Origin of the sequence: Sphingomonas sp. (genome assembly GCF_040398505.1) — a bacterium.
Taxonomy (GTDB): Bacteria; Pseudomonadota; Alphaproteobacteria; order Sphingomonadales; family Sphingomonadaceae; genus Sphingomonas.
On the sequence record NZ_JBBATX010000128.1, the window covers coordinates 1 to 3,063 of the forward strand.

A 3,063-nucleotide genomic window follows, 5' to 3' on the forward strand; every position below is an offset into this window, starting at 1 on the left:
TTCGTTCGGAATGCCGAGCTTGTCGCGGCAATAGAGCACTTGCACGGCGAAGGCTTCGTTGAGCTCCCACAGGCCGATATCGTCCATCTTCAAATTGAAGCGTTCGAGCAGCTTGGGGATGGCGAAGACCGGGCCGATGCCCATTTCGTCGGGCTCGGTGCCCGCGACGGCCATGCCGACATAGCGACCGAGCGGCTGAAGGCCGCGTTGTTCGGCGAGCTTTTCCTCCATCAGCACCGAGGCCGAGGAGCCGTCCGACAGCTGCGACGCGTTGCCTGCGGTCACGTTCATGCCCGGGCCCATAACGGGCTGGAGCGCCTGCAGGCCTTCGAGCGTCGTCTCGGGGCGGTTGCCTTCGTCCTTGCTGAGCGTCACGTCCTTATAGGTGACCTCTTTGGTCTCCTTGTTGGTGACGGCCATGCTCGCGCTGGTGGGCACGATCTCGGCATCGAAATAGCCGGCGGCCTGGGCAGCGGCGGTGCGGCGCTGCGACTCCAGAGCATATTCGTCGCAGGCTTCGCGGCTGATATTGTAGCGCTTGGCGACCGTCTCGGCGGTGACCAGCATCGACATGTACACATCCTTGTGCATCGCGATCAGCTCGGGATCGGCGGCGACGCGCATTTGTGGGGTCTGGACGAGGCTGATGCTCTCGACGCCGCCGCCAATGGCGATCTGCATATTGTCGGTGATGATCTGCTTGGCGGCGGTGGCGATCGCCATCAGGCCGCTGGCGCACTGACGGTCGACCGACATGCCGGGGACGGTGACGGGGAGCCCGGCGCGCAGCAGCGACGTGCGCGCGATGTTGCCGGCCTGATGGCCTTGCTGCAGCGCGCAGCCGAACACGACGTCATCGACCATGCCGCCTTCGATCCCGGCGCGCTCGACGGCGGCCCGGATCGCGTGGCTCGCGAGCGTCGGGGCGGGGGTGTTGTTGAACGCGCCGCGATAAGCGCGGCCGATCGGGGTGCGGGCGGTGGAGACGATGACGGCGGAACGCATGGGGCTTTTCCTTTATTGCCCTCTCCCGCTTTCGCGGGAGAGGTTACGGAGACTTGGGTCGCGTTCTTCACGCGGCCCTAGGCGAAGTCGGTGAGGGTCTTCTTCTGTTTCTGGCGTCGAAAAGAAGAAGACCCTCACCCAACCCTCTCCCGCGAAGGCGGGAGAGGGCTCTAAGGGAGGCTCAAACGAAAATCTGGCTCATCCATTCGGCGATCATCGCGGGCTTTTCCTCGCCTTCGATTTCGACGGTGAACTCGTTGGTCTGCTGCCACTGGCCGGGGCGCTTTTCGTCGAAGCTCAGCAGCTTGAAGCGCCCGCGGACGCGCTTGCCCGAGCGGACCGGCTGGAGAAAGCGGACTTTGTTGCCGCCGTAATTGACGCCCATCTTGACGCCTTCGATCGTCACGCCGTCGATGATCTTCGACGAGAGCAAGGGCATCAGCGAGAGGGTGAGGAAGCCGTGCGCGATCGTGCCGCCGAACGGGGTCATCGCCGCCATCGCCGGGTTGACGTGGATGAACTGATGATCGCCGGTCGCGTCGGCGAACTTGTCGATCATTTCCTGGCTGACGACGACCCAGTCGGACACCTGTTCGGTGCCGATGCGGCCGGCCATTTCCTGGACTGTGATGCTGGTCACGGCATTCCCCTCAAGGACAAATCGTCGCATAGGCGCGTTGCGTAGCAATTGGCACCGAGGCCCGCCGCGCGCAAGCCTCACCTGACCGGAAACCGGAATATGACACCAGACGTAGCATCCAACGCCCGCAAATCCATGCGCGCTTTGCACCGCGCGAGCGAACCCGATGTTCTAAAGCCGCTGCTGGAGCGTGCCGCGCTGACCCCCGAGTCGCGCGAGCGCACCCTTGGGCACGCCGCCGGGCTGCTGGCGGATCTGCGCGCGGCGCAGGGCAAGGGGTGGGTCAACCAGTTCCTGCAGGAATATCGGCTTAATTCGTCCGAGGGCGTGGCGTTGCTGTCGCTGGCCGAGGCGTTCCTGCGCGTGCCCGATCCGGAGACGGCGGATCTGCTGATCGCCGACAAATTGGGCGATGCCGATTGGCGCGCACATACCGGCAAGTCGAACTCGACCTTGGTCAATTCGGCGACCTGGGGGCTGGTCGTCGGGCGTGCGCTGGTGGGGGAGGGGGAAAAGCAGTCGTCGCTGCGCCGCCTGATCAGCCGCGCCGGCGAGCCGTTCGTGCGGCAGGCGGTGGGCGCCGCGATGCGGATGATGGGCGAAATCTTCGTGATGGGCCGCACGATCGACGAAGCGATGAAGCGGATGCGCAAGCCGGAGCATAAAGGCTTTACCGCGAGCTTCGACATGCTGGGCGAGGCGGCGCGGACGCAGGCCGACGCCGAACGGTATTTCCGGGCGTACACCGATGCGGTCGCGGCGGTGGGGCGTGATCCGTCGGCCGGGCATTCGATTTCGGTCAAATTGTCGGCGCTGCACCCGCGCTATGAGGTCGCGCGGTGGGACGAATGCGTCCCCGCGCTGACCGAGATGCTTGAGGCGCTCAGCGTTCAGGCGGCGGGGCTGGGGATCGCGCTGACCGTCGATGCCGAGGAGAGCGAGCGGCTCGAGATGAGCCTAGATATCATTGGCGCGGTCGCGGGCTTGCCGAGCCTGAAGGGCTGGGATGGCTTCGGCATGGCAGTGCAGGCGTACGGCAAGCGCGCGCGGCCGGTGGTGGCGTGGGCGGGTGAGCTTGGCCGGACGATGAATGTGCGGCTGGTGAAGGGCGCGTATTGGGACAGCGAGATCAAGCGCACGCAAGTCGAGGGGCTGGCCGATTATCCGTTGTTTACGCGCAAGGCGGCGACCGATGTGTCGTATCTGGCGGTGGCGCGGGACATGCTCGATGCGCCCGCCATTCGCCCGGCCTTTGCCAGCCACAATGCGCTGACCGTCGCGACGATCATGGAATGGGCGGGGAATTCGCGCGATTTCGAGTTCCAGCGGCTGCACGGCATGGGCGACGGGCTGTACGAGCGGCTGGTGCGCGAGAATGGCTATCATTGCCGCGTCTATGCGCCGGTCGGCGGGCATCG

The 3,063-nt window shown here is 65.4% G+C and carries 3 protein-coding genes; 1 reads left to right on the plus strand and 2 read right to left on the minus strand.

Features of this window, described 5'->3' with window-relative positions; all coding sequences use genetic code 11:
• Together ABWP09_RS12710 and ABWP09_RS12715 are read right to left on the minus strand one after the other, a co-directional pair.
• Positions 1–1,005: acetyl-CoA C-acyltransferase (locus ABWP09_RS12710; RefSeq protein WP_353205500.1), on the minus strand; the 1,005-nt coding region annotated here is incomplete at its 3' end.
• A gap of 181 nt (positions 1,006–1,186) precedes the next feature.
• Positions 1,187–1,621, minus strand: coding sequence for a MaoC family dehydratase (locus ABWP09_RS12715; RefSeq protein WP_353205504.1), 435 nt, complete (start codon positions 1,619–1,621; stop codon positions 1,187–1,189).
• Between the two features lie 123 nt (positions 1,622–1,744).
• Here ABWP09_RS12715 and ABWP09_RS12720 point away from each other — a divergent pair.
• The coding region (locus ABWP09_RS12720; protein WP_353205505.1) for a proline dehydrogenase family protein at positions 1,745–3,063 on the plus strand (1,319 nt) is incomplete at its 3' end.

Bases quoted from the DNA above. Each gene is read 5' to 3' on its own strand.
- ABWP09_RS12715 (WP_353205504.1), bottom strand. From the start codon at position 1,621: ATGGCCGGCCGCATCGGCACCGAACAGGTGTCCGACTGGGTCGTCGTC.